The 24,405-nt window shown below is 74.5% G+C and carries 26 protein-coding genes; 10 read left to right on the plus strand and 16 right to left on the minus strand.

Features of this window, described 5'->3' with window-relative positions; all coding sequences use genetic code 11:
• Nucleotides 1-95: 95 nt before the first annotated feature.
• Both FJR00_RS00075 and FJR00_RS00080 read right to left on the minus strand, forming a co-directional pair.
• Nucleotides 96-449: a CrcB family protein gene (locus FJR00_RS00075; RefSeq protein ID WP_141336938.1), complete on the minus strand. Its 354-nt coding sequence runs from the start codon at nt 447-449 to the stop codon at nt 96-98.
• Nucleotides 446-880, minus strand: a complete 435-nt coding sequence (locus FJR00_RS00080) for a fluoride efflux transporter FluC (RefSeq protein ID WP_202876555.1) — start codon at nt 878-880, stop codon at nt 446-448. The genes FJR00_RS00075 and FJR00_RS00080 overlap by 4 nt, the downstream gene beginning before the upstream one ends.
• A gap of 118 nt (nt 881-998) precedes the next feature.
• Between FJR00_RS00080 and FJR00_RS00085 the strand changes: the two genes are divergently transcribed.
• Nucleotides 999-2,441, plus strand: coding sequence for a hemolysin family protein (locus FJR00_RS00085; protein ID WP_141336940.1), 1,443 nt, complete (start codon nt 999-1,001; stop codon nt 2,439-2,441).
• Nucleotides 2,438-3,514: a hemolysin family protein gene (locus tag FJR00_RS00090; protein WP_141336941.1), complete on the plus strand. Its 1,077-nt coding sequence runs from the start codon at nt 2,438-2,440 to the stop codon at nt 3,512-3,514. Before FJR00_RS00085 ends, FJR00_RS00090 begins: the two co-directional genes overlap by 4 nt.
• A gap of 108 nt (nt 3,515-3,622) precedes the next feature.
• Here FJR00_RS00090 and FJR00_RS16450 read toward each other — a convergent pair whose 3' ends face one another.
• The 8 genes from FJR00_RS16450 to FJR00_RS00125 all read right to left on the minus strand — a co-directional run bounded on the left by FJR00_RS16450 (nt 3,623) and on the right by FJR00_RS00125 (nt 11,896).
• Nucleotides 3,623-4,480, minus strand: a complete 858-nt coding sequence (locus tag FJR00_RS16450; protein WP_141336942.1) for a C40 family peptidase — start codon at nt 4,478-4,480, stop codon at nt 3,623-3,625.
• A gap of 401 nt (nt 4,481-4,881) precedes the next feature.
• Complete coding sequence (locus FJR00_RS00100) at nt 4,882-5,565, minus strand: iron-dependent transcriptional repressor DtxR (protein ID WP_075957163.1); 684 nt, start codon at nt 5,563-5,565, stop codon at nt 4,882-4,884.
• 31 nt (nt 5,566-5,596) lie between these two features.
• Nucleotides 5,597-6,289 (minus strand): pyridoxamine 5'-phosphate oxidase, encoded by a 693-nt coding sequence (gene pdxH / locus FJR00_RS16080; RefSeq protein ID WP_237769990.1) that lies wholly within the window; start codon nt 6,287-6,289, stop codon nt 5,597-5,599.
• A complete protein-coding gene (locus FJR00_RS16085; RefSeq protein WP_075957164.1) occupies nt 6,286-6,696 on the minus strand; it encodes a hypothetical protein in 411 nt (136 codons plus the stop codon). The genes pdxH and FJR00_RS16085 overlap by 4 nt, the downstream gene beginning before the upstream one ends.
• 54 nt (nt 6,697-6,750) lie before the next feature.
• Nucleotides 6,751-8,577 (minus strand): gamma-glutamyltransferase family protein, encoded by a 1,827-nt coding sequence (locus FJR00_RS00110; protein WP_141336944.1) that lies wholly within the window; start codon nt 8,575-8,577, stop codon nt 6,751-6,753.
• 82 nt (nt 8,578-8,659) lie between these two features.
• Nucleotides 8,660-9,943 carry an MFS transporter gene (locus FJR00_RS00115; RefSeq protein WP_141337130.1) on the minus strand — a complete coding sequence of 428 codons (1,284 nt, stop codon included), beginning with the start codon at nt 9,941-9,943 and terminating at the stop codon, nt 8,660-8,662.
• A 5-nt stretch (nt 9,944-9,948) separates the two neighbouring features.
• Nucleotides 9,949-10,377 (minus strand): MarR family winged helix-turn-helix transcriptional regulator, encoded by a 429-nt coding sequence (locus FJR00_RS00120; protein ID WP_075957166.1) that lies wholly within the window; start codon nt 10,375-10,377, stop codon nt 9,949-9,951.
• Nucleotides 10,378-10,417: 40 nt separating this feature from the next.
• Entirely contained in the window at nt 10,418-11,896 is a 1,479-nt protein-coding gene (locus FJR00_RS00125; RefSeq protein WP_141336945.1) for an NCS2 family permease, read from the minus strand.
• 18 nt (nt 11,897-11,914) lie between these two features.
• Here FJR00_RS00125 and FJR00_RS00130 point away from each other — a divergent pair, with 18 nt between their 5' ends.
• Nucleotides 11,915-12,163, plus strand: a complete 249-nt coding sequence (locus tag FJR00_RS00130; protein ID WP_141336946.1) for a DUF2530 domain-containing protein — start codon at nt 11,915-11,917, stop codon at nt 12,161-12,163.
• Between the two features lie 30 nt (nt 12,164-12,193).
• Here the strand turns inward: FJR00_RS00130 and FJR00_RS00135 are convergent, their stop codons facing one another.
• The 3 genes from FJR00_RS00135 to FJR00_RS00145 form a co-directional block, all read right to left on the minus strand.
• Nucleotides 12,194-12,940, minus strand: a complete 747-nt coding sequence (locus FJR00_RS00135; RefSeq protein WP_141336947.1) for a DUF3027 domain-containing protein — start codon at nt 12,938-12,940, stop codon at nt 12,194-12,196.
• A 5-nt stretch (nt 12,941-12,945) separates the two neighbouring features.
• Nucleotides 12,946-13,347 (minus strand): cold-shock protein, encoded by a 402-nt coding sequence (locus FJR00_RS00140; RefSeq protein WP_141336948.1) that lies wholly within the window; start codon nt 13,345-13,347, stop codon nt 12,946-12,948.
• 102 nt (nt 13,348-13,449) lie between these two features.
• A complete protein-coding gene (locus FJR00_RS00145) occupies nt 13,450-15,336 on the minus strand; it encodes an ABC transporter ATP-binding protein (RefSeq protein ID WP_141336949.1) in 1,887 nt (628 codons plus the stop codon).
• A gap of 112 nt (nt 15,337-15,448) precedes the next feature.
• Here FJR00_RS00145 and FJR00_RS00150 point away from each other — a divergent pair, with 112 nt between their 5' ends.
• A complete protein-coding gene (locus FJR00_RS00150) occupies nt 15,449-15,952 on the plus strand; it encodes a MarR family winged helix-turn-helix transcriptional regulator (protein ID WP_075957170.1) in 504 nt (167 codons plus the stop codon).
• Between the two features lie 16 nt (nt 15,953-15,968).
• Here FJR00_RS00150 and FJR00_RS00155 read toward each other — a convergent pair whose 3' ends face one another.
• Entirely contained in the window at nt 15,969-17,234 is a 1,266-nt protein-coding gene (locus FJR00_RS00155) for an ammonium transporter (protein WP_141336950.1), read from the minus strand.
• Between the two features lie 153 nt (nt 17,235-17,387).
• Entirely contained in the window at nt 17,388-18,422 is a 1,035-nt protein-coding gene (locus tag FJR00_RS00160; protein ID WP_141336951.1) for an o-succinylbenzoate synthase, read from the minus strand.
• Nucleotides 18,423-18,490: 68 nt separating this feature from the next.
• Here FJR00_RS00160 and arsM point away from each other — a divergent pair, with 68 nt between their 5' ends.
• Nucleotides 18,491-19,387 (plus strand): arsenite methyltransferase, encoded by an 897-nt coding sequence (arsM, locus tag FJR00_RS00165; protein WP_141336952.1) that lies wholly within the window; start codon nt 18,491-18,493, stop codon nt 19,385-19,387.
• A 40-nt stretch (nt 19,388-19,427) separates the two neighbouring features.
• On the opposite strand, the gene FJR00_RS00170 is transcribed toward arsM, so the two are convergent.
• Complete coding sequence (locus FJR00_RS00170; protein ID WP_141336953.1) at nt 19,428-19,787, minus strand: ArsR/SmtB family transcription factor; 360 nt, start codon at nt 19,785-19,787, stop codon at nt 19,428-19,430.
• 103 nt (nt 19,788-19,890) lie between these two features.
• On the opposite strand from FJR00_RS00170, the gene arsB reads away from it, so the two are divergent.
• The 5 genes from arsB to FJR00_RS00195 all read left to right on the plus strand — a co-directional run bounded on the left by arsB (nt 19,891) and on the right by FJR00_RS00195 (nt 24,356).
• Nucleotides 19,891-20,979: an ACR3 family arsenite efflux transporter gene (gene arsB, locus FJR00_RS00175; RefSeq protein ID WP_141336954.1), complete on the plus strand. Its 1,089-nt coding sequence runs from the start codon at nt 19,891-19,893 to the stop codon at nt 20,977-20,979.
• 50 nt (nt 20,980-21,029) lie between these two features.
• A complete protein-coding gene (locus FJR00_RS00180) occupies nt 21,030-21,389 on the plus strand; it encodes an arsenate reductase ArsC (RefSeq protein WP_141337131.1) in 360 nt (119 codons plus the stop codon).
• Between the two features lie 135 nt (nt 21,390-21,524).
• A complete protein-coding gene (locus FJR00_RS00185; protein ID WP_075957209.1) occupies nt 21,525-22,436 on the plus strand; it encodes a 1,4-dihydroxy-2-naphthoyl-CoA synthase in 912 nt (303 codons plus the stop codon).
• Between the two features lie 79 nt (nt 22,437-22,515).
• Nucleotides 22,516-23,178 carry a hypothetical protein gene (locus FJR00_RS00190; RefSeq protein WP_141336955.1) on the plus strand — a complete coding sequence of 221 codons (663 nt, stop codon included), beginning with the start codon at nt 22,516-22,518 and terminating at the stop codon, nt 23,176-23,178.
• Nucleotides 23,179-23,180: 2 nt separating this feature from the next.
• Nucleotides 23,181-24,356: an AMP-binding enzyme gene (locus FJR00_RS00195; protein WP_238330211.1), complete on the plus strand. Its 1,176-nt coding sequence runs from the start codon at nt 23,181-23,183 to the stop codon at nt 24,354-24,356.
• Nucleotides 24,357-24,405: the final 49 nt, after the last annotated feature.

Below are 24,405 nucleotides of genomic sequence, written 5' to 3' on the forward strand. Positions count from 1 at the left end.
CCTCCATCTGCTGACCACCGTAGGAGGTGGCACCGACAGACCCCCGCAGGGCAGGGGCCGTGTCGCCTCCGGGCCGTGCCCAGGGGCCGTCCGCCTCAGCGCCCCAGGGCCGACCAGGTGAGCAGGACGGCGGCCAGGCCACCCCCCAGCGAGCCCCCCAGCACCCGGGCCGCGACGCGCCACCGGCCCTGGACGGCGGCCCACCAGACCTGGGCGGCGAGCGTGCTCCACGAGGTCAGGGCCCCGCACACCCCGGTCGCCAGCAGCAGCACGACCGGTGCGGGCCATCCCGTGGCCCGGAGCACGATCGCGGTCAGCGCGGCCGACCCGACCACGTTCGCCAGGGCCAGGCCCGCCCCCTCCCCCAGCCACCGTGCCAGGGCCCAGCGCAGGACCGCGCCGACTGCACCTCCGGCGGCGACGGCCAGGGCGGCCAACCAGGGCGTCATGGGGCGCCGCCGTGGGAGGGAGGCGTGGGGATGCCGTGGTGAGGACGCACGGGTATGCCGAGCACGCGCCCCGCGAGCAACGCCCCCGCGGCGAGCGCGGCGAGGCACAGCACCGGGGTCAGGCCCAGGTGGACCAGCGCGGAGGTCCGCTCGGCGGAGGGGACGACGCGGGCCCACACCGCATACCCGGAGAAGGTCGTGAAGCCCCCGAGCACCCCGGTGCCGAGGAGGGGAGGAGCCCAGACGGGGACCGACGGAAGCCGGCGCCAGGTGAGGAGCGCCCCCATGATGAGGCACCCCAGGACGTTGACCAGCAGGGTCCCCACGTGGCCTCCGCCCCATGCCTCCACCCACCCCTCCAGCCCCCAGCGGAGGAGGGAGCCGACCGCGCCGCCGAGGGCGACGAGGAGCACCACCGCACCGCCGGACACGCCGAGAACCCTACTGCCCGCCGTACACTGGGCGGATGAACGACGCGTCATCCACCGACCACCCCGGTAGTACCGGGCCGGGCTCGCCCCGGCTGCACATCCTCGGGGAGGGGACCCCGTGCTGATCGCGACCGGCGTGACGGTCGTGGTCGTCCTCACCGTCATGACGGGCTACTTCGTGGCCCAGGAGTTCGCCTACGTCAGCGTCGACCGGGGGCGGCTCCGCCAGCTGGCCGACGAGGGGGACGCGCCCGCGCAGCGGGCCCTGAAGGTCACCTCCCGGCTCTCCTTCACCCTCTCCGGGGCCCAGTTCGGCATCACCGTCACCGCCCTTCTCGTGGGCTACCTCGGGGAGGAGCTGCTCGTCCGGGGGCTGTCCGAGACCTTCGGGGACGCCGGGCCGCTGACCCGCGCCGCGATGGTCTCGGCCTTCTCGGTCGGCGTCCTCGTCTTCTCCACCGTCCTGCAGATGGTCATCGGCGAGCTCGGGCCCAAGAACTGGGCCATCGCGCGTCCCGTCCCCCTGGCCCGGGCGCTCTCCCGCTCCACCCTGGCCTACCTCGCCGTGCTCGGGCCGGTCATCCGCCTGTTCGACTCCGCGTCCAACGCCCTGCTGCGCTCCGTGGGCATCGAGCCGGTCGAGGAGCTGCCCCAGGGGGCGACCCCGGAGGACCTGACGCGGATCATCGCCGAGTCGCAGAGCGGCGGAACCCTCGACGAGGAGCTCTCCACGCTGCTGGAGCGTGGGCTCGCCTTCCGTGACCGCGTCGCCGGCGAGGTCATGACCCCGCGGCCGTCGGTCCTGACCATCCAGGCCGACGAGACGGTGGCAGTGGTCCTGGAGGCCCTGGAGTCCGGGCACGCCCGCTTCCCGGTCGTCGGCCGGGACATCGACGACGTCGTCGGCGTCATCGGGCTGCACGACCTGCTGCAGGTGGACCCGGGCAGCAGGGCCGCCACCTCGGTGCGCGACCTGGCCGACGAGGCGCTCATCGTGCCGGAGTCGCTGCCGCTGCCCCGCGTGCTGGAGGAGCTGCGCTCGGCGCACCAGCAGCTGGCCGTCGTCGTCGACGAGTACGGCGGCTTCGCCGGGGTGGTCACCTTCGAGGACGTCGCCGAGGAGGTGGTCGGCGAGATCTGGGACGAGGACGACGTGGAGGAGTCCACCAGCCAGGCCCGGGCCGACGGCCTGTGGGACCTGTCGGCCCGGCTGCGCATCGACGAGGTCGCCCAGGTCACCGGGGTCGAGCTGCCCGAGGACGAGAACTACGACACCCTCTCGGGCCTGGTCCTGGACCGGCTCGGCCGCACCGCCGAGGAGGGGGACAGCGTGCTGGTCCGCTGGACCAGCCGGAACGGCGAGGGCGACGACGACGTGCACCAGACCCGGGTCGACGTGGTGACCGTGCACCGGTACGTGCCCGAGACCGTCACCCTGCACCCCGTCGTGACGCGGAGCGTCGGGGACTGGGCGCGGCTCAGCGAGGACGAGCGGGCCGCCCTGTCCTCGGACACCGCCCTGCTCATCACCACGGACGAGACGCTGGAGGTGGCCCGATGAGCACCGCCACCGCCATGGTCGTCAGCGTGCTGCTGCTGGCCGCGAACGCCTTCTTCGTGGCCGCCGAGTTCGCCATCGTGGCCGCCAAGCGGCACCGTCTGGAGGAGCGGGCCGAGGAGGGCAGCCGGGCGGCGCGCGCCGCCGTCGGCGCGTCCCGCGAGCTGTCCCTCATGCTGGCGGGCGCGCAGCTGGGCATCACCCTGTGCACGCTCGCCCTGGGGGCGATCGCCAAGCCGGCGCTGGCCTACGCCCTGGACCCGCTCATCGCCTGGCTCGGGGCGCCGGACGTCATGGTGCACGCCATCTCGGTGGTCATCGCGGTGACCGTCGTGGTCTTCCTCCACATGGTCGTCGGCGAGATGGCCCCCAAGTCGTGGGCGATCTCCCACCCCGAGACCTCGGCGGTGCTGCTCGCCCTCCCCTTCCGCGCCTTCACCTGGGTCATGCGCCCGGTCCTGTGGGTGATGAACGAGCTCGCCAACCTCATGCTGCGGCTGGTGCGGGTCGACCCGGTCGACACGCTCGGCAACGCCCAGACCCCGGCGGACCTGCAGCTGCTCCTGGCCCAGTCCTACGAGCACGGGGTCCTGGAGGACGCCGACCACCAGATCCTCACCGGTGCGCTGCGGCTGGAGGAGGAGACGGTGGCGGCGGTGATGTTCCCGACGGCCGCCGCGGTCACGGTCCCCCGGACCGCCACCGCCGCGGACGTGGAGCGGGTCAGCCGCGAGAGCGGCCGGTCCCGGCTCTTCGTGGTCGAGCCGACCGGGCGGGCGGGCACGCGGAGGATCCGGGGACTGGTCCACGTGCGGGACGCCATCCTGGCCACCGCCCGCGACCGCGCCGACCTTCCCCTGGGGGACTTCCTCCAGCCGGTGGCCTCCATCCAGGCCACCATGCCCCTCATCGACGCCGTGGCCGCCCTGCGCCAGCAGCGCGCCCAGCTGGCCCTGGTCCGCGACGACCAGGGCCGGGTGGTGGGCATGACCTCGATGGAGGACATCCTCGAGCAGATCCTCGGCGAGTTCGACGACGAGTCGGACGAGGCGTCCGCGGAGGTGGCCACCCCCTGAGGTGGCGCCGCCGTCGCGCCGGACCGACGACCGTCGTCCGGCGGGGCAGCGGCACGACGAGGGCCCCCGACCGTCCGGTCGGGGGCCCTCGTCGAGCTGCTCGAGGGGTCAGCCTCCGATGACGCGACCGTAGCCGGAGACGCCGTCGAACATCGGGCGCAGGGAGGAGAACTTCCCTGGGCGCGGCGAGTCGTACATCATCCCGTTCCCGGCGTAGATCCCCATGTGGTAGGCGGGGTAGCCGTAGAACACCAGGTCGCCGGGCTGCGGGTTGCTCACCGGGGTGGCGTAGGCCTGCTGCTGGGCCGCCGTGCGCGGCAGCGCGATCCCGACCTGGGCGAAGACGTACTGGGTGTAGCCCGAGCAGTCGAATCCGGCCGGGGTGGTTCCTCCCCAGACGTACGGGATCCCGGTGTAGGCGGCGGCGACCGACAGGACACCACCGCTCGGAGCGGGAGCAGGCTGCGGGGCCGGCGCGGGGGCGGGCGTCGGCTCGGGGGCCGGCTCGGGCTGGGCCTCCCGGGCGGGGGCGGCCTCCTCCTGCGCGGCCGGCACGGCCTCCCGCTCCTGGGTGCGGCTGGCGGCGGGCGCCTCCCGCTCGGCCACCTGCTGGGCGGCGCGTTCGGCCACCTGCTCCTGGGCGCGGTCGGCGGCCGGGGCCGCCGTGACGACCCGGGCGGCCGAGAAGCCGGTCGTCCCGAAGCTGCGGGCGGCCTCGACGACGTCGGGGGCCTTGGCGGCGACCGCGGGACGCTCGGCGGCCGCGACGTGGTCGACGACCCGCAGGAGCGCGTCGGCCGGCGCGACCCCGGTCGAGCGGTCCTGGGGCGTGGCGCCCGAGCTGAGGGCGGCGCCGGCGACGAGTCCGGTCGAGGTCGCGGCGATGGCGGCGGAGCGGGTCAGACGGGTGCCGGCCGTGGCCAGCCGGGTGGGCCGACGGTGGCGGCCGAGGGTGCGGTGGGTCACGGGGTGTCCTCCAGTGCCTGCGGGGTGAGCTGTCGGGCTGGGGATGGAAGGTCCCCCGGTCCGGTGGGCGCCGGGCCGTAAGCCCCAGGGGCGTCGCTGCCCCGAAGGTGGTTCCCCCGCTCCTGCCACGCGGTGCTCGTGCTGGTCCCGGACGCGCTGGCAGGACTCGGCGGTGCGCGCGGGTTCTCCTCCAGGGGAGAGGAGCGCAGCCGAGGCTACACAGCCCCCCGGGCGAATGTCACGTTCCGGTCACGGCCCTGTGGACGGGGGGCCACCCTTGCGGGTGGGGCATACCCTCCGACCTGCGCCGACGGGCGGTCAGGGCCAACCCCCCACCGGGCAGATCGTGACGGAAGTCACATCCGGGGAGGACCGGGGGCGGGCGCCCGTCCGGCCTCGGCCTAGCGGCAGAAGACGTGGGCGGCGACGTCCACGGGCAGCGACACCGCCTCGCCGTCGAGCGCCTCCACGATGGTGCGCTCGTCCTCGGTCCACACCCGCACGTGCGCGCCGGGACGGATCCCGGACTCGAGCAGCAGGCCGAGCACCTCCGGGTCCACCTGGACCGGTTCCCCGATCCGGGTGACCACGGCCTCGACCCGCTCCCCCGCCGCCGCCCGGGCCAGCTCGACGCTGGGACGGCCCTGGGCAGGCGCGGCCTCCGCCCGCCCCAGCTCGACGAGCCCGGGGACCGGGTTGCCGTACGGCGAGGTGGTGCCGTCCTCCAGCAGCTCGAGGATCCGTTGCTCGACCTGCTCACTCATGACGTGCTCCCAGCGGCAGGCCTCCTCGTGCACGTAGGCCGGGTCCAGACCGATGACGTCGACGAGGAGGCGCTCGGCCAGCCGGTGCTTGCGCATGACGCGCACGGCCGCCAGCCGCCCCTCGTCGGTCAGCTCGAGCCGCCGGTCGGGGGCCAGCTGCAGCAGGCCGTCACGCTCCATCCGGGCGACCGTCTGGGACACCGTAGGCCCGGACTGTCCCAGTCGTTCGGCGATCCGCGCCCGCATCGGCACCACCCCGTCCTCCTCGAGCTCGAGGACGGTCTTGAGGTACATCTCGGTGGTGTCGATCAGCTCGCTCACGCGGTCATCCTACGAGCCGTCGCGTCGGGCGTCAGGGCTGCAGCCGCAGCCGGTGCCAGGCCGCCGGCTCGTCCAGCCCGCCCGGCCCCACCCGCTCCCACACGATCCGGTCGTGCAGCCGGCTGCGCCGTCCGGCCCACAGCTCCACCCGGTCGGCCACGAGCCGGTAGCCGCCCCACCCCTCAGGCACCGGGACGTCGTCCGGCGAACCGGTGTCGGGGAAGCGCTCCGCGCTCTCCCGGTATGCCGTCTCCAGCGTCGCGCGGTCCGGCACCGGCCGGGACTGGGCCGAGGCGTGCGCCCCGACGCGGGCGCCCCACGGCCGGCTGCGGAAGTAGTCCTCGACCTGTGCACGGGGCAGCGCCTCGGCATACCCGCGCATGCGCACGGACCGGAACATGGCCGGCCAGGTCAGCGCCACCGCCATCCCGGGGTTGGCGGCCAGCTGCTCGCCCTTCGCGGAGGTGGTCGAGGTGTAGAAGGCCGGGCCGCGCAGGTCCAGGTCGCGCAGCAGCACGGTCCGCACGTCGGGCAGACCGTCGGGGTCGCTCGTGGCCACGGACATCGACAGCGGCTCCGGCACGTCGCCCCGCTCCTGCTGCCGGGCGACGGCCGCGCCGATCCAGTCCTGCAGGAGCGTCCAGGGCGCGGCGGGGCAGCCCTCCTCGGACAGGCCCTCCCCCTCGTAGTCCACCCGGAGGGCCGAGAACGGACCGATGCTCACGGCTGCCGCCTCGTCCGGCGGGGCGTCCGGGGCAGCGAGACGGTCCGGCGCACCTCCTCGGGGCGGCGGCGCTTGCTCGGGTCGGCGTTGAGCAGCAGCGTCTCGTAGGGCAGGTTGGTGTGCGGGTGCACCCCGACGGGCTCGTTGCGGGAGAACACCACCCAGTAGGGCTCGCCCGCGTGGAAGACCTGCTGCACGGCGCCGTCGACGAGGCTGTCGGCGTGGGCGAGCGCCTGCTTCCTCGCGCCCGACCCGAGGCGCTGGCGCTGCCCGTCGACGAACTGCCGGGCCGGGGCGTCCTTGCGCAGGATCTGCTCGGCGACCTGGGGTCCGTACTTCTGGGCGAGCGTGTAGACGACGGGGCCGTACTTCATGGCCAGCTTGGCGAGGTTGACGGGGGTGGGCACGGATCCTCCTGGTCGGGGTGGGGCGCGCGCCCCACGCTAGGTCATCAACGGGTGTCAACGCCCGACGGCGTACCCCTGCATCCCGCGGGGGTTGGCGGCGGCGGAGAGCACGCCGGTGCCCGGGTCGCGGGCGACGGCGCACAGCCGCCCCAGCGACCATGGTCCGGCGTCGACGACCTCGTGCCCCCGGGACCGCAGCCCGGCCAGCAGGTCGGGGCCCAGGCGCGACTCGGCGACCACGACCCCGGGCTCGGTGGCGCGGGGGGTGAAGCTGCCCGGGAAGCTGGTCGTGTGCAGCTGGGGCGCGTCGATCGCCTCCTGCAGCGACAGGCCGCCGACGAGGTGACGGAGCAGGAAGACGCTCTGCCACTGGTCCTGCTGGTCGCCCCCGGGGCTCCCGCAGGCGAGGACGGGTATGCCGTCGCGCAGCACGAGCGTGGGCGTCAGGGTGGTCCGGGGACGGCGGCCCGGGACGAGGGAGCTGGGCAGGCCCTGCTCCAGCCAGGTCATCTGCAGGCGGCTGCCGAGCGCGAACCCCAGCGAGGGGATGGTGGGCGAGGACTGCAGCCAGCCGCCGCTGGGGGTCGCCGAGACGAGCATGCCCCAGCGGTCGACGACGTCGACGTGGCAGGTGTCCCCCCGGGCGGTGCCGTCGGACCGCACCACGGGGTCGGTGCTGCGGGCGCCGGGCACGGTGGGCTCGCCCCCGGTGGCGTCGGTGGCGCCGGCACCCTCGACGGCCAGCGCCTGCGCAGCGATCCTCGGGGTGCGCCCGCCGGGCGAGCCGGGCCGCAGCGTCCGGTCGGCCGTCGTCCCGACGAGGGCGGCCCGGTCGGCCAGGTAGGTGCTCGAGAGCAGGTCGTCCGTCGGCACCTCGGCGCTGTCGCCCAGCCAGGCCTCGCGGTCGGCCATGGCCAGCTTCCAGGTCTCGACGAGGGCGTGGAGGCCGTCCACGGTGTCGAGGTCGGTGGCGTCGACGGTGCCCGAGGCGGCGAGCTGGTCGAGCATCCCCAGGACCTGGAGCAGGGCCGGGCCCTGGCCCCACGGGCCGGTCTTGGCGATCGTGTGGCCCTGCCAGTCGGCCGTGACGGCGTCCTCCCAGGTGGCCTCGAAGGCCGCCATGTCGGCCCCGGTGAGCACACCGGGGAGCACCGGCCCGCCGGGGTGCCGGAAGGGGCGCCGGGCGAACTCGTCCACGGCCTGTGCCACGAACCCCTGGGACCAGGCCCGGCGGACGGCGTCGATGCCCTGCTCCCGGGTGCCGCCGGCCGCGCGCTCCTCGGCGACCAGCCGCTCCAGGGTGTCGGCCCAGGCCGGGTTCGCCAGCAGCGAGCCCGGCACGGGCGGGGCCCCGTCGACCAGCCAGGTGTCGGCCGAGGTCGTCCACTCCTGCTCGAAGAGCTCCTGCACCGAGGCGATCGTCGTTGCGACCCGCTCCAGCACGGGGTGACCGGACCGTGCGTAGTGCAGGGCCGGCGCCGCCACCTGCGCCAGGGTCATCGTGCCCCGGTCCCGCAGCAGGACCAGCCAGGCCTCGGTCGCCCCAGGGACCGCCGTGGCCAGCGGGCCGGCGCCGGGGACCCGGTCGAGCCCGGCCGCGGCGAAGTGGTCGGGCGTGGCGCCGGCCGGTGCCGGGCCCTGCCCGCAGAGGACGCGGGGCACCGGGTCGTCGGCGGAGGCCACGATCAGCGGCAGGTCGCCTCCGGGTCCGTTGAGGTGGGGCTCGACCACCTGCAGGACGAGGCCGGCGGCGACCGCGCCGTCGGCGGCGTTGCCGTCCAGCTCGAGCATCCGCATGGCGGCCTGCGAGGCCAGCCAGTGGGTGCTCGAGACCATCCCGTGGGTGCCGGTGAGGGTGGGCCTCGTCGTGAAGGTCGGCATCAGGCCAGGGTGGCCAGCACGGGCGCGAGCAGCAGCGCGGCCAGGGCCAGCAGGACGACGAGGCGGCGGGCACGGGCGTTCATCAGATCACCTTCTCGGGCAGGAGCTCGGTCAGCGTGCCACGTTCCAGGGCGAGCGGCCGCAGCCAGCTGGCCCTCAACCGCAGCCGCAGGTTGTCGTGGCGCATGACGTAGATGGTCGCAGCGACGGCTGTGAGCCCGCAGGCGATGGTGCCGATGAGCAGGGTCCAGCGGGCGCCCCAGTGCTCACCGATCCAGCCGATCAGGGGGGACCCCAGGGGCGTCCCGCCGAAGAACACCGCCATGTAGAGGGCCATGACCCGGCCGCGGACGGCCTGGTCGACCGACAGCTGCACCATGGCGTTCGCGCTGACCATGACGGTCAGGGCGGTCAGGCCGGTGGGCACGAGCAGGACGGTGTAGAGCAGGAAGGTCGGGGCCGTCGCGGTGAAGAAGGTCATCACCGCGAAGGCGGCCAGGGAGCCCAGCAGCAGGCGCCACCGCGGCCGGTCGCGCCGGGCTGCCAGCAGCGCCCCGCCGAGGGACCCGATCGCCATGACCGACCCGGTGATGCCGTACTCCTCCACGCCCTTGCCGTAGATCTCGGTGGCCATCAGGGCGTTGGTGATCTGGAAGTTCATCCCGAAGGTGCCGTGCATGAAGGCGATCACCATGATGAGGATGATGTCCGGCCGCCGCCGGACGTAGGCCACGCCCTCCCGGACCTTGGCCCGCCCCTGCCCGGTCCGGTCCGGCGGCGGCGCGAGCAGGTCGACGTCCATCGCCAGCAGGGCGACGAGCACGGCGGCGAAGGTCAGCGCGTTGACCAGCAGGGTCGGTCCGGTGCCGAGCCAGGCGATGAGGAGCCCGGCGGAGGCCGGTCCGATCAGCCGGCCGGAGTGGAAGGAGGCGCTGTTCAGACCCACCGCGTTGGTCAGCCGCTCCGGGGGCACCATCTCCGAGACGAAGGCCTGCCGGGCCGGCGCGTCGAAGGCCGCGGCGGTGCCCGACAGCAGGGCCATGACGTACATGTGCCACAGCTCCATCTGCCCCGAGAGCACCCACAGCCCCATGATCAGCGCGAACAGGCCCATGAGCGACTGGCTGGCCATCATCACCCGACGCTTGGGGAAGGCGTCGGAGACGGCCCCCGCGATCGGGGTCAGCAGGACGATGGGCAGGAACTGCAGCCCGGTGACGATGCCGAGCGCGGAGGCCGAGTTGTCCGTCAGCTCGGTCAGGACCACCCAGTCCTGCGCCACGCGCCCCATCCACGTGCCGACGTTGGAGACGAGCGCGCCGGCGGCGTAGATCCGGTAGTTGCGCACCGCGAGGGCGGCGAACATGGTGCTCACCGGTCGACCACCTGGGCCAGCAGGTCGGTGGCCTCGCGCAGCAGCCGACGCTGCGGGGCGGTGAGCCCCTCCAGCCGTTCGGTCATCCAGGCGTCCCGGTGGGCCCGTTCCCGCCGCACCGTCTCCTCCCCCTCGGAGGTGAGGGTGAGGCGGACGAGGCGACCGTCGTGCTCGTCGGCCGAGCGCTCCGCCCAGCCGGAGTCGCACACCTGCGTGACCGCCCGGCTCATGCTGGGGGCGGTGACCTGCTCGATGGTCGCCAGCTCGCCGACGGTGCGGGGCCGCTCGGCGAGGCGGACGAGGATGCTGAACAGGTGCGGCGGGATCGTGTTGTCGGCGTCGTAGCGCACCCGGCGCGCCACGCGCATGCACGCGATGCGGAGGTCGTGCGCCAGCGCGGACGTCTCGGGGTCGGGCGCAGGCATGATCCTTAGTCTAGGTCATTGCCTGGCCTAACGAGATCGTTCACAGACCGAGCCAGCCCTGGATCGGGTCGATCCCGAAGTAGACGAGGAACAGGAGCGCGACGACCCACATGAGGACGTGCACCTGGCGACCCTTGCCCCGCACGACCTGGAGCAGCACGTAGGCCACGAACCCGGCTCCGATGCCGGCGGTGATCGAGTAGGTGAACGGCATGAGCACGATCGTGAGGAAGGCCGGCAGGGCGATCTCCAGGTCGTCCCAGTCGATCCCGGTGACCTGCTGCATCATGAGGAAGCCGACGATGACCAGCGCCGGGGTGGCGGCCTCGTGGGGCACGACGGCGACCAGGGGCGAGAGGAAGGTGGCGAGCAGGAACAGCACGCCGGTGACGATCGAGGCCAGACCGGTGCGCGCCCCCTCGCCCACGCCGGCGGTGGACTCGATGTAGGAGGTGTTGCTGCTCACGCCGGCGGCCCCACCGGCGGCGGCGGCCAGGGAGTCCACGACGAGGATCCGGCGGGTGTTGGGCGGGTTCCCGTCCTCGTCGAGCAGCCCGGCCTCGGCGCCGACGGCGACCATCGTGCCCATGGTGTCGAAGAAGTCGGCGAGCATGAGCGTGAACACGAGCAGGAACACGGCGGTCAGGCCCATCGAGGAGACCGAGCCCAGCAGGCTGAACTCACCGATGAGGCTGAAGTCGGGCGTGCGCACCCAGGAGTCGGGCAGGGCGGGCACGTTGAGGCCCCAGCCGGTGGGGTTGCTGCCGTCGGGGTTGCGGGGCCCGACCTGGACGATCGCCTCGACCACGATCGCGAGCACCGTGGCGGTGACGATCCCGTAGAGGATCGCGCCCTGGACCCGCAGGGCCAGCAGGGCGGCGATGAGGAACAGCCCGATGAGGAAGACCAGGGTGGGCCAGCCGGCGAGGAAGCCACCGACCCCGAGCTCGACCGGCACCGGGCCGGCCGGCTTGCGCACGACGCCCGCGTCCACGAGGCCGATGATGGTGATGAACAGCCCGATGCCCACGCTGATGGCGACCTTGAGCTGGGCCGGGATCGCCCGGAAGACCGCCTCCCGGAACCCGGTGAGCACGAGCACGAGGATGATCAGGCCCTCGAGGACGACCAGGCCCATGGCGTCCGCCCAGGTCACGCCGTCGAGGCTGGCGATGCCGTAGGCGACGAAGGCGTTCAGCCCGAGGCCGGTGGCCAGGGCCAGCGGGTAGTTGGCCACCGCGCCCATGAGGATGGACATCACGCCGGCGACCAGCGCCGTCACGGCGGCGATGACGGCCAGGTCGCCGCCGGCCAGGAACTCGCCGGTCCCGTCCGGCACGGTGCCGATGATGAGCGGGTTGAGCACGATGATGTAGGCCATCGTGAAGAACGTGGCCAGACCGCCGCGGACCTCGCGGGTCACGGTCGAGCCACGCTCGGAGATGCGGAAGTATCGGTCGACGGCGGATCCGGACGGGGCGGATCCGGGCACGGTGGCGCCGGCGGAGGTCTCGGGCATGCCCGCTAGCGTAGTGCCGTGGACCAGCTGCCCCGGACCCAGTCACCGACCGACATCACGGTCCCGGAGAGCCGGGTGCGCACCATCGTGGTCGTCCGCTGGGGCCTGCTGCTGTGGGGGGTCGCGCTGCTCGTCGTGCTCCTCGTCCCCGAGCTGCGCTCCGAGGGCCGCCAGTGGTGGGTGTGGGTCCCGGTGGCCGGCCTCGTGGGCGGGGCCCTGGGGCACGTCTACCTGGCCCGGGGGCGCGGCAACGCGGAGATGGCCTGACGTTCGGCAAGGCCTGACGCCGGGGGCCGGTCAGCGCTCGACGAACTCGATCTCGGCGGCGTCGTCCAGCACGGGCGGGTCGATCCGTTCCGGGGGGCGCCGCTCGACGTCCACCTCGCTGTGCGCCCCGCAGCCGAAGCCCAGGGTGACCACGGAGCCGTCGGCCGGGGACCACTCGTTGGCGCAGACGCCGAAGACCGAGCGCAGCGCGCCGGCCATCGGCACGAAGTAGCCGCAGGTCGAGCAGGGGGCCGGGGCCTTGCGGGCGGTCTCGCTCGAGGGACCGTGCTCCCCCTCCCACCAGCGGGTGGCTGCGGCCTCGCGACCCTCGGCCGAGAGCACGCGCGGACGACCCAGCCCCAGCTCCCAGAGGGCGGCCTGGTCGACGTCCTCCTCCCCGGTGGCCTCCCAGCCGGGCTCGAGCCGCGGGTCGTCCTCGACGTAGGGCGTGCGGTCCTGCGGGCCGACGTCGCCGGGGGCGAGGCGCTCGGCGTAGGGGACCCACTCGGGCGAGAGCAGCGCCCCCTCGCCCGGGAGCAGGTGCACCTCGGAGACCGTGGCCTTGCGGGCGCGCGGCGGGCGGGCGAGGGTCACGGCCCAGCGCCAGCCCGGGTAGGCCCGGGCGGTGCAGGCGAAGGAGTGGGTCGCCACCCGGTCGCCCTCCATCGCGACGCCGACGTGGTCCCCGACGGTGCCGGGCTCGGCGATCTCCTCGGCGGCCAGCCGGGCCACCTCCACCGCGGAGGTCAGGACGGCGTCGGACCTGGGCGCGGCCACCGGCGTCAGCTCCCGGCCTCGAACTGGTCGGCGACGGCACGCAGCGCCTTGGCCAGTGTCCTGCCGTGGGCGCGGTCGGGGTAGTGCCCCTTGCGCAGCGAGGTCGACGTGCTGTCCAGCAGGGTGATGAGGTCCTCGACCACGACCACCATCTCCTCGGCGGGCTTGCGGTCGCGCAGCGTCAGGCCGCGCGAGACCGAGGGTGGCGGGTCGAGCAGCCGCACGTGGAGCGCCTGGTCGCCCTTGCGCCCGGCCACGATGTCGAACTCCACCCGGGTCCCTCGGGCAAGGGTCTCGACCCCGGCGGGCAGGGCGGTGCGGGGCACGAAGACGTCGTCGCCCTCGTCGCTGGAGAGGAAGCCGAAGCCCTTGTCCTCGTCGTAGAACCTGACCTTGCCGGTGGGCACGGGACACCTCACGAAAGTGGTTGGGGGCGGATGGAGCGTCGTCTCGAGGATATCGCCCCGCGGCGGGCGTGGCGAACGCCTTCCGAGGGGTCGCCCACGCCGTCAGGCGGCGAGGGCGACGGGCGCGCCCTCCGCGGCAGGGCCGACCCCGCCCGCCGCGACGAGCGCGGCATACCTGCCCCCGCATCGGAGCAGGTCGTCATGGGTGCCCTGCTCGACGACCGCGCCCTCGTCCAGGACGACCACGAGGTCGGCGTCGCGCACGGTGCTCAGCCGGTGGGCGATCGACACGACGGTCCGGCCGCGCCCGACCCGCCCCAGGGCCGCCTGCACGGCCGCCTCGGTGCGGGTGTCCAGGGCGCTGGTGGCCTCGTCGAGCACCAGCACCTGCGGGTCGCGCAGCAGCGTGCGGGCCAGGGCCAGCCGCTGCTGCTCGCCCCCGGAGAACCGGTGTCCGCGGGCACCGACGACCGTGTCGTAGCCGTCGGGCAGCGACCGGACGTGGTCGTGGATCTGCGCGTCGCGGGCAGCCTGCTCGAGCTGCTCGTCGGTGGCGTCCGGCCGGGCCAGGCGCAGGTTCTCACGGATGGTGTCGTGCAGCAGGTAGGTCTCCTGGGAGACGACGCCGACCACCGCGGCCCGCTCGGCCGAGGGCAGCTGCCGCAGGTCGGTCCCGTCGAGCAGCACCCGCCCCCGCGTGGGGTCGTCGAGCCGGGTGAGCAGCGAGGCGAGCGTGCTCTTGCCCGAGCCGGTGCTGCCGACGAGGGCCACCGTGGACCCGGCGGGGACGACCAGGTCGACGTCGGTGAGCGCGTCGCGGTCGGCCCCGGGGTGGCGGTAGCCGACCCCTTCCAGCCGCAGCTCGCCGCGGGCGGTGGCCGGGTCCAGGTGCCGGGCGGCCGCCGGGTCCGGCTCAGCGACCTCCACGGGCAGGTCGAGGTACTCGAAGATGCGGCTGAACAGCGCCATCGAGGCGGTGACCTGCACCCCCACCGAGAGCAGGCCCATGACCGGGCGGAAGATGCCGGCCTGCAGGGCGGTGAACGCGACCAGGGTGCCGATGGAGATCCCGGCCCCGGTCACGGGCAGACCGGCGACGAGGTAGAGCGCGGCCGGCACCACGGCGAAGACGATGCCCATGGTGGCCGTCCGCCAGCGACCGGCGATCTGGGCGGCGACCTCCAGCTCCAGCAGCCCGGCGCTGTGGTCGGAGAACCGACGGGCGAGCCGCTCCCCCGCGCCCAGGGTCTTGCTCAGCCGTGCCCCGCCGACGGACAACGACTCCTCCACCTGGGCGTGCAGCCCGGCGAGCGCCCGCTGCCGACGCTCGGTGGCGTCGCGCCGCAGCCGGGCCACCGAGCGGGTGACGACGACCGCGGGCGGGATGACCACGAGGGAGAGCAGCGCCAGCACCGGGCTCAGGAAGACCATCGCCACGAGGGTGCCGACGACGGTGGCGACGTTGCCGGCCAGCGAGGTGGCCGTCGAGGTGACCACGCCCTGGAGCCCCGAGACGTCGTGGGTCAGCCGCGACTGCACCTCCCCGGAACGGGTCCGGGTGAAGAAGGCCAGCGGCTGACTCTGCAGGGAGGTGAACAGGTCCGTGCGCAGCCGGTGCATGATCCGCTGGCCGACCGTGGTGCTGATCCACGTCTGCAGCACGCCGAGGACGGCGGTGAGGACCGCCGCGCCCACCATGAGACCCACCAGCACCAGCAGCAGCCGCACGTCCTGCTCGGGGATCGCCACGTCGACGATCTCCTTGACGAGGAACGGGGCGACCAGGCCGAGGGCCGAGGTGCTGACGATGAGGACGAGCACCCCGGCGATGGCGCGTCGGTGCGGGGAGAAGAGCGCCAGGACGCGTCGCCCGCTGACGGGGTGGGCGACCAGCTGGGCGCGGTCGCGGGGGTCCGGACGGGCACCGGAGCCGGGGCCGCGCCGTTCGCCGGAGCCGGCGGCGCCGTGGGGAAGGGTCGGGTCGTGCATCCGTGTCTCCTCGGGTTCGGGGCCGGTCGTCGGTGCCGGCGGCCAGGACCTGTTCGGAGGTGACAACATAGTGAGGTTGCCTCTTTATTTCCTCACCTTTAGGATCCGGGGTATGCCGTCCCTCGCCGACCCCTCCGACCTCAGCGAGGTGGACCTGCTCCTGCGGCTGGCCCGCCGCTGGCGACGCGTGGGTGCCGACGCGGCGGCCCGCCACGGCCTGACCCCCCACCAGGAGCGGGGGCTGCTCGCGGTGGCCCGGCTGACCCGCCGTGCCGCCGAGCGCGGCGGGCCTCCCGGCGCCCGGGTGTCGACCCTCGCCGAGCACCTGGGCGTGGCCCCTCGGTCGGCCACCGAGGTCGCCGACGCGCTCGAGGCCGCGGGTCTGGTGGCGCGCACCCCCGACCCCTCGGACCGGCGCGCGGTGCTGCTGACCCTCACCAACCCCGGGCGCTCCCTCGTGGAGCGGGTGCGGGACGAGCGTCGGGCCGTCGGCGACGCGGCCGTGGCCGACCTCTCCCCTCCCGACCGGGCGCAGCTGCGGCGGATCCTGCTGACGCTGCTGGCGGCCGGGGACGCGGACGGGCGGGGCACCCCGACTCGAGGTGCCCCGCCCTGACCCGCGCGCGGTCCTGCTAGACGCGAGCCTCCTCGACGACGTCGGAGGCATCCCCGTCGCCGAAGGCGTAGGCGGACTCCCGGTGCTCGGAGAGGTCGACCCCACGGGCCTCGTCCTCCGGGCTCACGCGGAACCCGATGGTGCGGGCGATCGCCAGCCCGATGAGCGCGGTGAGCACCCCGGTGTAGACGACGGTGAAGACGGTCGCTGCCAGCTGGGCGACGAGCTGGTCGGCACCTCCGCCGTAGAGCAGGCCTCCGCCCGCCCCGTCGACCGGGAGGGCGAGGAAGCCGATGGCCACGGTGCCGATGATGCCGGCGACCAGGTGCACGCCGACCACGTCGAGGGCGTCGTCGTAGCCGAACCGGTACTTCAGCCCGACCGCCAGGGCCGACCCGACCCCGGCGACCAGACCGATAAGGACGGCACCGAGCGGGGAGACGCTGGCGCAGGCCGGGGTGATGGCGACCAGGCCGGCGACGACGCCCGAGGCGGCCCCGATCGAGGTGGGCCGGCCGTCGCGGACCCGCTCGGTGAGCATCCAGGCCAGCATCGCGGCGGCCGGGGCGGCCATGGTGTTGACCCAGATCAGACCGGCCTCCTCGACGGTGCCCGCGGCGCCGCCGTTGAAGCCGAACCAGCCGAACCACAGCAGCGCGGTGCCGATCATGACGAGGGGGATGTTGTGCGGCTTGTGGAAGCCCTTGGTCCGGCCGAAGTCCGCCCGCGAGCCGATGATGTAGACGAGCACGAGCGCCGCCAGGCCGGCGTTGATGTGCACGACGGTGCCGCCGGCGAAGTCGATGGCCTCGCCGAAGACCCGCCCGACGGCGCCGTCGGCCGACAGCAGCCCGCCGCCCCAGACCATGAAGGCCAGCGGGCAGTAGACCAGCGTCACCCACACCGGGACGAAGACCGACCAGGCGCCGAAGCGGGTCCGGTCGGCGACCGCGCCGGAGATGAGCGCCACGGTGATGATCGCGAAGGTCGCGCCGAAGCCGATCCCGACGAGGTCGGCGGTGCCGACGTGCGCGGCCAGGCCCAGGTCGGCGAACGGGTCGCCCACGAGACCGCCGAGCACGCCGGGGGCCGAGGTCATCCCGTAGCCCCAGAGCACCCAGACCACGCCGACCATGCCGATCGAGACGAAGCTCATCATCACCATGTTGAGGGCGGCCTTGGCGCGGGCCATGCCGCCGTAGAAGAACGCCAGGCCCGGGGTCATGAGCAGCACGAGGGCCGCCGACACCATGACCCAGACGTCACCTGCGGTGAGTTCCATCTGTTGCCTCCTGAAGAGTTGCGGTGGACGGCGCGTCGGCCACGCCCTCGGGGCCGACGAACCGTGGTCACCACAGTCAAGGGCAAGGATGTTTCGGCAGGTGGTGCGCCGGGGTAACCGTTGCGTTACCCGCGTTTCGAGCAGGTAAAAACCTCATGACGAGCGGTCACCGACCCCGGGGCCGGCGGCCAGGACCGCGTGCGCGCGCCCCAGCCGGTCACGCCACCACCGCTCCCGCTCCGCGGGGGCCCGGTATGCCGTCAGCAGGGCGGGGTCGACCGCGTTGCGGACCGTCGCGGCCCGGGCCGTCGTCAGCCGGCCCCCCACCGGGAGAAGCGGGTCGGGGACCACGTCGGCGTCCAGGAGCGCGGCGGTCCCCAGCCCGCAGTCGTGGTCCAGCTGCGGCAGCGCGGCCGCCAGGGCGACGCCGGCGGCCAGCCCCACCGACGTGTCCAGGGCGGAGGAGACCACCGCCGGCAGCCCGCAGGCCGCCACGACCTCCAGCGCCCGGGCGACCCCTCCCAACGGGGCCACCTTGACCACGACCAGGTCCGCGGCGCCCTCCCGGGCCACCCGCAGCGGGTCCTCCGCCCGGCGGATCGACTCGTCCGCGGCGACCGGCACGTCGGTGCCGTCCTTGGCCAGGGCGACCCGCAGCTCGGCCAGCTCCTCGACGCGGGCGCACGGCTGCTCGGCATACTCCAGCTCGTGCCGGCCGAGCCGGCGCAGCGCCTCCCGGGCCTCCTCGACCCACCAGGCGCCGTTGGCGTCCACCCGCACCCGGGCCTGCGGTCCGGCGACCCGCCGGACCTCGGCCACCCGGGCCAGGTCGTCCTCGAGCCTCTGACCGCGCTCGGCGACCTTGACCTTGACCGTCCGGCACCCGGGGAAGCGCTCGAGCACCCCGGCCACGTCCGGCGGGGACACCGCCGGGACGGTCGCGTTGACCCCGACGTCGGTGCGGACCGGATCCGGCAGCCGGCCCCAGCCCAGCTCGACGGCCGCCGACAGCCAACGCGAGGCGTCCCGGTCGTCGTACTCGACGAACGGCGCCCACTCGGCCCAGCCCCGGGGTCCCCGCAGCAGGACCGCCTCCCGGTGGTCGACGCCGCGGAACCGCACCCGCATCGGCAGCTCGACCACGGAGGCGGCGGCGAGGAGCTCGTCCAGCGGGGGCAGCGGGGTCATGACCGCATCGAACCACGTCGGCGAGGGCGCATCATGGAAGGAGGCACCCCGATCCGAGGAGGACCCCCGTGAGCACGACCACCACCCCCGGCGCGGCCGGTCACGGCGAGGAGCAGGTCCGCGAGCAGGTCCGGACGAGGTATGCCGCCTCCGCCCGGCACGCCCTGTCCCTCACCGACGTCAGCACCCCCGCCTCCGCGGCCGACGCCGGCGGCTGCGGACCCGCCGGCGGGTGCTGCGAGGGCGCCAAGGACCCCATGAGCGCCGACCTCTACGACCCCGCGGACACGCCCTCGGCGGGCGCCCTGGCCGCCTCGCTGGGCTGCGGCAACCCCACCGCCCTGGCCGACCTCTCCCCGGGGCAGGACGTCCTCGACCTCGGCTCCGGCGGGGGGCTGGACGTGCTCCTCTCGGCCCGCCGCGTCGCTCCGGGTGGCACGGCCTACGGCGTGGACATGACCCCCGAGATGCTCGAGCTGGCCCGCCGACACCAGGCCGAGGCGGGCGTGACCAACGCCGTCTTCCTGCAGGGCACGATCGAGCAGGTCCCGCTGCCGGACGCCGCCGTCGACGTCGTCATCTCCAACTGCGTGGTCAACCTCTCCCCCGACAAGCCGGCGGTGGCCCGGGAGGCCCACCGGGTGCTGCGGCCCGGCGGCCGGCTGGCGATCTCGGACATCGTCCTGCTGCGGCCGGTCCGGGACGAGCTGGCCCCGGTGGTGGCCCTGTGGACCGGGTGCATCTCGGGGGCGCTGCACGTCGAGGAGTACGTCGACGTCCTCGTGGCGGCCGGCTTCGTGGACGCCGGGGTGGAGATCACCCGGCGCTACGACCGGGCGGAACTCGTCGAGCTGGCCGAGCAGGTCGACCCGGCCGAGCGGCCCACCGGGATGTCCCAGGAGGATCTGGTCGACGCCCTCGACGGGACCTTCGCCAGCGCCTTCGTGCGCGCCCGCCGCCCCTGACCGCCCGCCCGGCAGGTCTCACCCGCCCACCGGACGAGGGTCAGTCGGCGGACGCCCAGTGCACGACGTGCCCCAGCGGGGCCAGCGCGTCCTGGACCGGCCGGTAGTAGACCCAGGTCCCCCGTCGCTCGCTCTCGATGAGGCCGGCCTCGCGCAGCTTGCGCAGGTGGTGGGACACCGTCGGCTGGGAGACCCCCACGTCCCCCAGGTCGCACACGCAGGTCTCCCCGTCGGCGTCGGCGATCCGCGAGTAGAGCCGGAGGCGCACCGGGTCCGCGAGCGCCTTGAGCAGCCCGGCCAGCCGCTCGGCCTCCGCGACGGCCAGCCCCTCGGCCGGGCGGCAGGAGGGGGCGCAGGCCGCACCCGCGGCGACCGGGGCGGCAAGGACGGGGGAGCTCATCTGCATACTTTGACAAGGATCGAAGCCCTGGGCAAGACTGCGGATACCCGATGCATCGACGGTCGTCGATGCAGCCCCGTCCGTCGCGACCTCGAGGACCCCCATGACCTCCCCTCCCCTGGCCCCGCCGCGGCCGGCCGCGCAGCTGTCGACGACCGACCGTTACCTGCCGGTGTGGATCGGCGTGGCCATGGTCGCCGGCCTGCTGCTCGGCCGGTTCGTGCCTGGCCTGGACGCGTGGCTGGGGGCGGTGGAGATCGACGGTATCTCCCTGCCGATCGCCCTGGGCCTGCTGGTCATGATGTACCCCGTGCTGGCCAAGGTCCGCTACGACCGGTTGGACACCGTGGTCGCGGACCGGCGGATGCTGCTCAGCTCGTTGGTGCTCAACTGGCTGGCCGGCCCGGCGCTGATGTTCGCCCTCGCCTGGCTGTTCCTGCCCGACCTGCCGGAGTTCCGCACCGGGCTAATCATCGTCGGCCTGGCCAGGTGCATCGCGATGGTCGTCATCTGGAACGACCTGGCCTGCGGCGACCGCGAGGCGGCGGCGGTGCTCGTGGCGCTCAACTCGGTCTTCCAGGTGATCGCGTTCGCCTTCCTGGGCTGGTTCTACCTGACGGTCCTGCCCGGCTGGCTGGGGCTGGAGCAGGCGGCCCTGGACGTCAGCCCCTGGCAGATCGCGAAGTCGGTGCTGATCTTCCTGGGCATCCCTCTCCTGGCGGGCTACCTGTCCCGCGTCTGGGGCGAGCGTGCCCGGGGCCGGGAGTGGTACGAGGAGCGCTTCCTGCCGGTCGTGGGCCCGTGGGCCCTGCGCGGGCTGCTCTTCACGATCGTGCTGCTCTTCGCCCTCCAGGGCGAGCGGATCACCTCCCAGCCGCTGGACGTGGCCCGGATGGCCGTGCCGCTCCTGCTCTACTTCGCGATCATGTGGGGTATGGGGTTCGCGCTCGGGTGGGTCCTCGGCATGTCCTACGAGCGCACGACGACCCTGGCCTTCACCGCGGCCGGCAACAACTTCGAGCTGGCGATCGCCGTGGCCATCGCGACCTTCGGCGTCACCTCCGGGCAGGCCCTGGCCGGGGTCGTGGGCCCGCTCATCGAGGTGCCCGTCCTCGTCGGCCTCGTCTACGTGTCCCTGGCCCTGCGCCGCCGCTTCCCCGTCCGCACCCCAGCCCCCCAGGAGATCTCGTGAGCGTCCCCAGCGTCCTGTTCGTCTGCGTCCACAACGCGGGCCGGTCCCAGATGGCGGCCGGCTGGCTGCAGCACCTCGGCGGCGACCGGGTGGAGGTCCGCTCCGCCGGCTCGGCCCCCGGCGACGCGGTCAACCCCGCCGCCGTCCACGCCATGGCCGAGGTGGGCGTGGACATCTCCGGCGGCATCCCCAAGGTCCTGACCACCGAGGCGGTGCAGGCCTCCGACGTCGTCGTCACGATGGGCTGCGGCGACACCTGTCCGATCTACCCGGGCAAGCGCTACGAGGACTGGGAGCTGGACGACCCCGCCGGCCAGGGCGTGGAGGCGGTGCGCCCGATCCGCGACGAGATCCGCCGCCGGGTCGTCGACCTGCTGGACTCCCTCGGGGTCGCCCCGGCGGCCCGGTAGGCCGCGGCCGTGCCCCCGGCTCGCCGGGCACGCCGGGCTAGGGTGTCGGGCGTGGACGAGCAGCGCACCCCCGACCCCACCCCCGCCGCCGGCGGCGACGGCGACGGCACCGGCCCCCGGCGGACCGTCTCGGAGATCTTCGACCCGCAGGTGTGGGAGGAGGTGCCCGGCTTCGAGCTGACCGACGTCACCTACCACCGGGCGCGCGACGTCGGCTGCGTCCGGATCGCCTTCGACCGGCCCGAGGTGCGCAACGCCTTCCGCCCGCACACGGTCGACGAGCTCTACCGGGTGCTGGACCACGCCCGTCGCTCCCCCGACGTCGGCGTGGTGCTGCTCACCGGCAACGGGCCCTCCCCCAAGGACGGCGGGTGGGCCTTCTGCTCCGGCGGCGACCAGCGGATCCGGGGACGGTCCGGCTACCAGTACGCCAGCGCACCGGACGCGGACCCGACGGCCCAGGGGGTCGACGAGGCGCGGGTGAAGGCCGAGGGCGGCCGGTTGCACATCCTCGAGGTCCAGCGGCTCGTCCGCACCATGCCCAAGGTCGTCGTGGCGGTCGTCAACGGTTGGGCCGCCGGCGGCGGGCACAGCCTGCACGTGGTCTGCGACCTGACGATCGCCTCCCGGCAGCACGCCCGGTTCAAGCAGACCGACGCCGACGTGGGCAGCTTCGACGCCGGCTACGGCTCGGCCTACCTGGCCAAGATGGTCGGGCAGAAGTTCGCCCGGGAGATCTTCTTCCTCGGGCGGGCCTACGACGCGGAGACGATGCACCGGATGGGCGCGGTCAACATCGTCGCCGACCACGCCGACCTGGAGGCCGAGGCGCTGCAGGTGGCCCGGGAGATCATGGGCAAGAGCCCGACCGCGCAGCGGATGCTCAAGTTCGCGCTCAACCTCACCGACGACGGGCTTATGGGCCAGCAGGTCTTCGCCGGGGAGGCCACCCGGCTGGCCTACATGACCGACGAGGCCGTCGAGGGCCGGGACTCGTTCCTGCAGAAGCGCGACCCCGACTGGTCCGGCTACCCCTGGTACTACTGACCGGCGCCGACGGGACCTCGCCCCCGGGCCGTGGGAGACTGGTGCCCGCCGTCCGTCCGGCCGAGGGGAGCAACCACCCGTGCGACGCACACCTGTGATCGCCGCGACCGCCGCGCTGCTGGCCCTGTCGGCCTGCAGCGGGAGCGGCACCCCCGGCCCGACGTCGACGGCGCCGGCCACCGAGGGCTCCCCGGACGCGGCCCCCGCGACCGGCGGGGCCGCCTCGACCGAGGGTCCGGGGACGTCGTCGGCCCCGGCACCCGGCGGGACGCCGGACGGCGCGGACGTCACCGCGGGGCCGGACCAGGCCGGCGCGACCGTCGACCCGGACGAGGTCGAGGGCGGGGCCGACGGGCAGGCCGCCGCCGACGTGGCCCGGCAGTTCCTCGTGGCCATGGTGGACGCGGACGCCGCGGCCTGCGACCACATGATCTCCTTCACCGACGTGCAGACCCCGATGGTGCAGGTCGAGGAGGACTACGCGCTGTGCACCGAGCTGCTTCCCGCGGTGCTCGCCGAGGAGGTGGACGCCCAGGGGCTGGACGAGGACGGCGCCACCCTGCTCGAGGCGCTGCAGATCACCGGGGCGGACGTCGACGGCGACACCGCGGTGGTCGACGGCGACAACGTCTCCCCGCTGTTCGCCGACTCCCTGGGGCAGGAGACCATCACGCTGACCCGGGTCGAGGGCCGCTGGTACGTCGACCTCGAGCGTTCCTTCGAGCCACCGGCCCCCCGCTGACCGTGGACGTCCGCCCGTCGGCGTCCTCCTCCGTGCCGGCGCACCCCGAGGACCTCGTCGTCCCGGCCGGTGCGCGCTGGCAGGACCTGGCCCCGCGTCTGCGTCGGATCCTCGACCCGGCCGTGGCGCGCCCCGGGCCGGCGGTCGTCGTCGCCACCTCGGGGTCCTCGGGCCGGCCCAAGCGGGTCCGGCTGGCCGGGTCCGCCCTGCGCGCCTCGGGCGAGGCGACCGCGACGGTGCTGGGGGGCCACGGCCGCTGGGTGCTGGCCCTGCCCACGCACCACGTGGCGGGCCTGCAGGTCCTGGCCCGGTCGGTGCTCGCGGGGACGGTCCCGGTGGCCCTGGACGCGGAGGCGCCCTTCACCGCCGACGCCTTCGCCCGCGCCGTGCGGGACGCGGGCGGGCGGGCCGGGGAGGGGGTCGGCGCCGGCGTGGGGCGGGTCCCGCTGTACGCCTCCCTGGTGCCCACCCAGCTGCACCGGTTGCTGGCCGCCCCGGGGGGCAGGGCGGCCGCCGCCCGGCTGGACGCGGTCCTTCTCGGCGGGGCCGCGGCCGACCCGGGCCTGCTGGCCACGGCCCGGGCCGCCGGGGTCCGGGTCGTCACCACCTACGGCATGAGCGAGACGGCCGGGGGCTGCGTCTACGACGGCCGCCCGCTGCCGGGGGTCCTCGTGCGCACCGACCCGGTCGACGACCGGGTGCTGCTCGCCGGGCCGGTGCTGGCCGACGGCTACGTCGACGACCCGCGGCTGACGGCGTCCTCCTTCGTCGTCCAGGAGGGCCGGCGCTGGTTCGTCACGGGCGACCGGGGACGCGTCCGGGACGGCCGGCTGGAGGTGCTGGGCCGGGTCGACGACCTCGTGGTCACCGGCGGCCACAAGGTCGAACCGAGGGACGTGGAGAACGCCCTGCGGGCGCTCCCGGACGTGCGGGACGCGGCCGTGGTCGGGGTCCCGGACGCCGAGTGGGGCCAGGTCGTGGCGGCCCTGCTCGTGCCCGCCGACAGGACTCTCACCCCCCTCACCGACCTCGCCCGGCTGCGGGAGGCCCTCTCCCCCGCCCTCCCCCGCCACGCCCTGCCGCGCAGGGTCGCGGTGCGCGACGGCATACCCCTCCTCCCCTCGGGCAAGCCCGACCGGCTCCGGGTGGCCCGCCTGCTCGGCGGCCCCGCAGGATGACGGAGCTGTCGGTCCGGGGTGGCAGAATGAGGGTTCGCTACGTTCCCGC

The sequence above is a fragment of the Ornithinimicrobium kibberense genome (genome assembly GCF_006519705.1).
Classification (GTDB): Bacteria; Actinomycetota; Actinomycetes; order Actinomycetales; family Dermatophilaceae; genus Ornithinicoccus; species Ornithinicoccus kibberensis.

What these genes read in the sequence shown, in the direction of transcription:
- FJR00_RS00160 (WP_141336951.1), bottom strand. Translation starts at nt 18,422, where the DNA reads ATGACCCCGCTGCCCCCGCTGGACGAGCTCCTCGCCGCCGCCTCCGTG.
- FJR00_RS00145 (WP_141336949.1), bottom strand. Translation starts at nt 15,336, where the DNA reads ATGCACGACCCGACCCTTCCCCACGGCGCCGCCGGCTCCGGCGAACGG.
- FJR00_RS00125 (WP_141336945.1), bottom strand. Translation starts at nt 11,896, where the DNA reads ATGCCCGAGACCTCCGCCGGCGCCACCGTGCCCGGATCCGCCCCGTCC.
- FJR00_RS00150 (WP_075957170.1), top strand. Translation starts at nt 15,449, where the DNA reads ATGCCGTCCCTCGCCGACCCCTCCGACCTCAGCGAGGTGGACCTGCTC.
- FJR00_RS00170 (WP_141336953.1), bottom strand. Translation starts at nt 19,787, where the DNA reads ATGAGCTCCCCCGTCCTTGCCGCCCCGGTCGCCGCGGGTGCGGCCTGC.
- FJR00_RS00110 (WP_141336944.1), bottom strand. Translation starts at nt 8,577, where the DNA reads ATGCCGACCTTCACGACGAGGCCCACCCTCACCGGCACCCACGGGATG.
- FJR00_RS00120 (WP_075957166.1), bottom strand. Translation starts at nt 10,377, where the DNA reads ATGCCTGCGCCCGACCCCGAGACGTCCGCGCTGGCGCACGACCTCCGC.
- FJR00_RS00075 (WP_141336938.1), bottom strand. Translation starts at nt 449, where the DNA reads ATGACGCCCTGGTTGGCCGCCCTGGCCGTCGCCGCCGGAGGTGCAGTC.
- FJR00_RS00155 (WP_141336950.1), bottom strand. Translation starts at nt 17,234, where the DNA reads ATGGAACTCACCGCAGGTGACGTCTGGGTCATGGTGTCGGCGGCCCTC.
- FJR00_RS00115 (WP_141337130.1), bottom strand. Translation starts at nt 9,943, where the DNA reads ATGTTCGCCGCCCTCGCGGTGCGCAACTACCGGATCTACGCCGCCGGC.
- FJR00_RS00090 (WP_141336941.1), top strand. Translation starts at nt 2,438, where the DNA reads ATGAGCACCGCCACCGCCATGGTCGTCAGCGTGCTGCTGCTGGCCGCG.
- arsB (WP_141336954.1), top strand. Translation starts at nt 19,891, where the DNA reads ATGACCTCCCCTCCCCTGGCCCCGCCGCGGCCGGCCGCGCAGCTGTCG.
- FJR00_RS00180 (WP_141337131.1), top strand. Translation starts at nt 21,030, where the DNA reads ATGGCGGCCGGCTGGCTGCAGCACCTCGGCGGCGACCGGGTGGAGGTC.